Genomic DNA, 6,189 nt, shown 5'->3' on the forward strand with positions numbered 1-6,189 from the left:
GCCCTTTATTTGATTTTTGGGTATTACTTTCCTAATGTTAGTTTATTTAGTACAATGAAAGAATGAACACTTTCAGAAAGTGAGCGATTTTATGAAACGTATTAAAATTTCAACAGAGTATATTACACTAGGACAATTTTTAAAGTTAGCTGATGTAATTGATACAGGTGGCGCTGTAAAATGGTTTTTACAAGAATATGAAGTGTACGTGAATCAAGAACTTGAAAATAGAAGAGGTCGCAAATTATATGCGAACGATATTATTGAAATTCCAGGAAGCGGAAGTTTCCAAGTTCAGTCATAAAGGGGGAGCCCTTTGTTTATTTCAGAAATACATTTAAAAAACTATCGCAATTATGAAAAGTTAGAGCTTTCCTTTGAAGATAAAGTAAACGTGATTATCGGCGAAAATGCGCAAGGGAAAACGAATTTGATGGAAGCTATTTATGTTTTAGCGATGGCGAAATCTCATAGAACCTCTAATGATCGTGAGCTTATCCGTTGGGATGAAGAATTCGGTCAAATTAAAGGGAAGTTACAAAAGAGAAATAGTTCTTTGTCTTTGGAATTAAATATTTCGAAAAAAGGTAAAAAGGCAAAATTAAATCAACTTGAACAACAGAAATTAAGTCAATATATTGGCGTGATGAATGTTGTCATGTTTGCCCCAGAAGATTTAAATCTTGTAAAAGGAAGCCCTCAAGTAAGAAGACGCTTTTTAGATATGGAATTAGGTCAAATAGCTCCGGTCTATTTGTATGAATTGAGTCAATATCAAAAGGTGCTCACGCAACGAAATCACTTGCTAAAGAAGATGCAAGGGAATAGTAAGAATGAGGAAACGATGTTGGATGTATTTACACTTCAACTTATTGAGCATGGTACAAAAATATTGCAAAAACGGTTTGAATTTTTGCACTTACTACAAGAATGGGCAGCTCCGATTCATCGCGGTATAAGCCGTGGTTTAGAAGAATTAGAAATTGTTTATAAACCAAGTGTAGATGTATCAGAATCAATGGATTTGTCGAAAATAAAAGAAGTATACTATGAAAGTTTTCAATCCGTGAAACAACGTGAAATTTTCCGTGGTACGACTTTAATTGGTCCTCATCGTGATGATTTACAATTCTTCGTTAATAGTAAAAATGTTCAAGTCTTTGGTTCACAAGGACAACAACGAACGACCGCACTGTCCCTAAAATTAGCTGAAATTGAATTGATTTACTCAGAAGTTAAGGAATATCCGATTCTTTTATTGGATGATGTATTATCAGAGTTAGATGATTATCGTCAATCACATCTGTTAAATACAATTCAAGGAAAAGTGCAAACATTTGTGACAACGACGAGTGTCGACGGAATTGAACACGAAACGTTAAAAGAAGCGAAAACAATTCATGTAACGAACGGCACGGTAGATTGTGAAATAGATAGGGCATAATTCCCTGTTTAAATGGAAAAGTAGGTGATCTTTGTGTCAATGGACCAAAAACAAATGCAAGAGAATGCATATGATGAAAGCCAGATACAGGTGCTTGAGGGACTAGAGGCAGTTCGGAAACGTCCGGGTATGTATATTGGATCTACAAGTGGAAAAGGACTTCACCACCTTGTATGGGAAATTGTCGATAATAGTATCGATGAAGCATTAGCAGGATATTGCGATGAAATTAATGTTAGCATCGAAGAAGATAATAGTATTCTTGTAACTGATAATGGACGTGGTATTCCAGTTGGTATACAAGAAAAAATGGGACGCCCTGCAGTAGAGGTTATTATGACTGTTCTTCATGCCGGTGGTAAATTTGGCGGCGGCGGTTATAAAGTTTCTGGCGGTTTGCATGGTGTTGGTGCATCTGTTGTAAATGCCTTATCAACAGAACTAGAAGTATTTGTACATCGTGATGGTAAAATTCATTACCAAAAGTACGAAAGAGGTATTCCAGCTGCGGATTTAAAAGTAATTGGTGATACAGATAAAACGGGAACAATAACTCGCTTTAAGCCGGACCCAGAGATTTTTAAAGAGACGACAGAATATGAATTTGATACGTTAGCGACTCGTATGCGTGAATTAGCATTTTTAAATCGTAATATTAAATTAACAATTGAAGATAAGCGTGAACATAAGCAAAAGAAAGAATTCCATTATGAAGGTGGAATTAAATCATATGTTGAGCATTTAAATCGCTCAAAACAACCAATTCATGAAGAGCCTGTGTATGTAGAAGGGTCAAAAGATGGTATTCAAGTTGAGGTTTCCTTGCAGTATAACGAAGGATATACAAATAATATTTACTCATTTACGAATAACATCCATACGTATGAAGGTGGAACACATGAAGTAGGGTTTAAGACAGCTTTAACTCGTGTAATTAACGATTATGGTCGTAAAAATAGTATTTTAAAAGATGCGGACAGCAATTTAACGGGTGAGGATGTTCGTGAAGGTTTAACTGCGATTGTATCAATTAAACATCCGAATCCACAGTTTGAAGGACAAACGAAGACGAAACTTGGGAATAGTGAAGCGAGAACGATTACAGAGTCTGTATTCTCAGAGGCATTTGAAAAGTTCTTACTAGAAAACCCAAATGTTGCGCGAAAAATTGTGGAAAAAGGTACAATGGCTGCACGCGCACGTGTAGCTGCGAAAAAAGCACGTGAATTGACACGCCGAAAGAGTGCACTAGAAGTTTCAAGCTTACCTGGTAAATTAGCAGATTGCTCTTCGAAAGATCCAGCGATTAGTGAAATTTACATCGTAGAGGGTGACTCTGCCGGTGGATCAGCGAAACAAGGGCGTGATCGTCACTTCCAAGCGATCTTACCACTTAAAGGTAAAATTATTAACGTTGAAAAGGCACGATTAGATAAAATCTTATCTAATGATGAAGTGCGTACAATCATTACTGCTATTGGTACGAACATTGGTGGAGATTTCGATATTGAAAAGGCACGTTATCATAAGGTTATCATTATGACCGACGCCGACGTAGATGGTGCACATATTCGTACCCTATTATTAACGTTCTTCTATCGTTATATGCGTCAAATAATTGAGTGTGGTTATATCTATATTGCGCAGCCGCCATTGTTTAAAGTACAACAAGGTAAAAAAATTCAATATGCTTACAATGATAAAGAACTTGAAAAAATACTAGCTGAATTGCCGGCACAACCTAAGCCTGGGATTCAGCGTTATAAAGGTCTAGGGGAAATGAATCCAACTCAGCTATGGGAGACAACAATGGATCCAGAGGTACGTTCGTTACTTCAAGTTTCTCTTCAAGATGCGATTGAAGCGGATGAAACATTTGAAATTTTAATGGGAGATAAAGTAGAGCCGCGTCGTAACTTTATCCAAGAAAATGCAAAATACGTGAAAAACCTTGATATTTAAGTGAGTAATGACAGGAATTTAAGTATTCCTGTCTTCTACATATAAATCAATGTATGTGTAACGGAAATGTAAGAGGAGGTGCTCGTTGATGTCAGACAATCAACAACAAGCACGAATTCGAGAAATTAATATTAGTCATGAAATGCGTACCTCATTTTTAGATTACGCAATGAGTGTTATCGTATCTCGTGCATTGCCGGATGTTCGTGATGGGTTAAAGCCAGTGCATCGTAGGGTTTTATATGCGATGAATGATTTAGGAATTACAGCTGATAAAGCATATAAGAAGTCAGCGCGTATTGTCGGCGAAGTAATTGGTAAGTATCACCCGCACGGTGATTCAGCGGTTTATGAAACGATGGTACGTATGGCGCAAGATTTTAGTCAACGGTATATGCTTGTTGATGGGCATGGTAACTTTGGTTCTGTTGATGGAGATTCGGCGGCAGCAATGCGTTATACAGAAGCAAGAATGTCTAAGATTTCTATGGAATTGATACGCGATATTTCAAAAAATACGATTGATTATCAAGATAACTATGATGGCTCTGAAAGGGAACCAGTTGTATTACCAGCACGTTTTCCTAACTTATTGGTAAATGGTACGACAGGTATTGCGGTTGGTATGGCAACAAACATTCCACCGCATCAACTTGGAGAAGTAATTGACGGTGTGTTGGCATTAAGTCATAACCCTGATATCACTATCGCGGAATTAATGGAATATATTCCTGGTCCAGACTTCCCAACATCAGGTTTAATCTTAGGGCGAAGTGGAATTCGAAGAGCTTACGAAACAGGTCGCGGTTCTATTATACTTCGTGCTAAAGTTGAAATTGAAGAGAGAGCAAATGGTAAACAATCTATTATCGTAACAGAACTACCTTATCAAGTGAATAAGGCGCGATTAATTGAAAAGATTGCAGAATTAGTTCGTGATAAGAAAATTGAAGGCATCACAGATTTACGTGATGAATCGGATCGAAATGGTATGCGTATTGTTATGGAAGTACGTCGTGATGCCAATGCCAATGTACTATTAAATAATCTATATAAACATACAGCACTTCAAACGAGTTTCGGTATTAATATGTTGTCTCTTGTAAATGGAGAGCCACAAGTCCTAAATTTAAAACAAAATCTATATTATTATTTAGAACATCAAAAGGTAGTGATTCGTAGACGTACTGCTTATGAATTAGAGAAAGCAGAAGCGCGTGCTCATATTTTAGAAGGGTTACGAATTGCTTTAGATCATCTGGATGAAGTTATTACGTTAATTCGTAGTTCGAAAACGGCGGATATTGCAAAGCAAGGCCTAATGGAACGTTTCGGTTTAAGCGAGAAACAAGCGCAAGCGATTTTAGATATGCGTCTGCAACGTTTAACGGGATTAGAGCGTGAAAAAATCGAGCAGGAATATCAAGACTTAATGAAGTTAATTGCTGAATTAAAAGCAATCTTAGCAGATGAAGAAAAAGTTCTTGAAATTATTCGTGAAGAGTTAACAGAAGTAAAAGATCGCTTCAATGATAAGAGACGAACAGAAATTACAATCGGTGGTATGGAATTTATTGAAGATGAAGATTTAATTCCTGAGCAAAATATTGCGATTACGTTAACTCATAACGGTTATATTAAGAGGTTACCAGCTTCTACGTACAAAACACAGAACCGTGGGGGACGTGGTGTACAAGGAATGGGTACGAATGATGATGACTTTGTTGAACACTTATTAACAACGTCTACTCATGATCATATTTTATTCTTTACAAACAAGGGTAAAGTATACCGTACAAAGGGATATGAAATTCCAGAATATAGTCGTACGGCAAAAGGACTACCGATTATTAACCTATTAGGGGTAGATAAGGGTGAGTGGATTAACGCCATTATTCCAATTCGTGAATTTGGTGACGATCAGTTCTTATTCTTTACGACGAAACAAGGTATATCTAAGAGAACGCCGCTGTCATCGTTTGCAAATATACGTACAAACGGTTTAATTGCAATTTCGCTTCGTGAAGAAGATGAGGTGATTTCTGTACGTTTAACATCTGGTGATAAAGATATTATCGTAGGGACAAGCAACGGTATGCTAATTCGCTTCAATGAACAAGATGTACGTTCTATGGGTCGTAATGCAGCTGGTGTAAAAGCTATTACACTAGGCGAAGAGGACCAAGTAGTAGGTATGGAAATTGTTGAAGAAGATACGAATGTCTTAATCGTAACGAAAAACGGGTATGGTAAGCGTACACCGGTTGAAGAGTACCGACTACAAAGTCGCGGTGGTAAAGGTCTGAAAACTTGTAACATTACAGATAAGAACGGTAAATTAGTAGCTGTTAAATCTGTAACAGGTGAAGAAGATATCATGTTAATTACAGCAGCGGGTGTTATTATTCGTATGCCAGTTGATCAAATCTCTCAAATGGGACGTAATACACAAGGTGTTCGTCTAATTCGATTAGAGGATGAGCAAGAGGTAGCGACGGTAGCGAAAGCACAAAAAGATGAGGAAGAAGAAACGAGCGAAGAAGTTTCTTCTGAAGAATAAGAGAGGGGGATTTCCCCCCTCTTTATTTTTTTATAATAATACTTGCATAGAGAAGAGAAAGCTTATATAATAGGCAGAGTCAGCAAATGAGAGATACAAGTTATCGAAAAAAACTTGTTGACGAAAATAATATACTATGATATATTATAAAAGTCGCTGAAACGCGATGTTGAACTTTGAAAACTAAACGAAACAAACAACGTGAAACGTCAATTTTTATTTT

The 6,189-nt window shown here is 37.0% G+C and carries 4 protein-coding genes; all 4 read left to right on the forward strand.

Annotated features, from left to right (window positions below; translation table 11 throughout):
- Positions 1 to 91 precede the first annotated feature (91 nt).
- Positions 92 to 304 (forward strand): S4 domain-containing protein YaaA, encoded by a 213-nt coding sequence (gene yaaA / locus COE49_RS20595; RefSeq protein WP_000821367.1) that lies wholly within the window; start codon positions 92 to 94, stop codon positions 302 to 304.
- 12 nt (positions 305 to 316) lie between these two features.
- The gene (gene recF, locus COE49_RS20600) at positions 317 to 1,444 is read left to right on the forward strand and encodes a DNA replication/repair protein RecF (protein WP_088233052.1); all 1,128 of its coding nucleotides are present in this window, start codon (positions 317 to 319) and stop codon (positions 1,442 to 1,444) included.
- A gap of 39 nt (positions 1,445 to 1,483) precedes the next feature.
- Positions 1,484 to 3,406, forward strand: a complete 1,923-nt coding sequence (gene gyrB / locus COE49_RS20605; RefSeq protein ID WP_088233051.1) for a DNA topoisomerase (ATP-hydrolyzing) subunit B — start codon at positions 1,484 to 1,486, stop codon at positions 3,404 to 3,406.
- Between the two features lie 88 nt (positions 3,407 to 3,494).
- Positions 3,495 to 5,966 (forward strand): DNA gyrase subunit A, encoded by a 2,472-nt coding sequence (gene gyrA / locus COE49_RS20610; RefSeq protein ID WP_088233050.1) that lies wholly within the window; start codon positions 3,495 to 3,497, stop codon positions 5,964 to 5,966.
- Positions 5,967 to 6,189 lie beyond the last annotated feature (223 nt).

Source organism: Bacillus sp. AFS029637 (assembly GCF_002584985.1).
In the GTDB taxonomy this organism is placed as follows: Bacteria; Bacillota; Bacilli; order Bacillales; family Bacillaceae_G; genus Bacillus_A.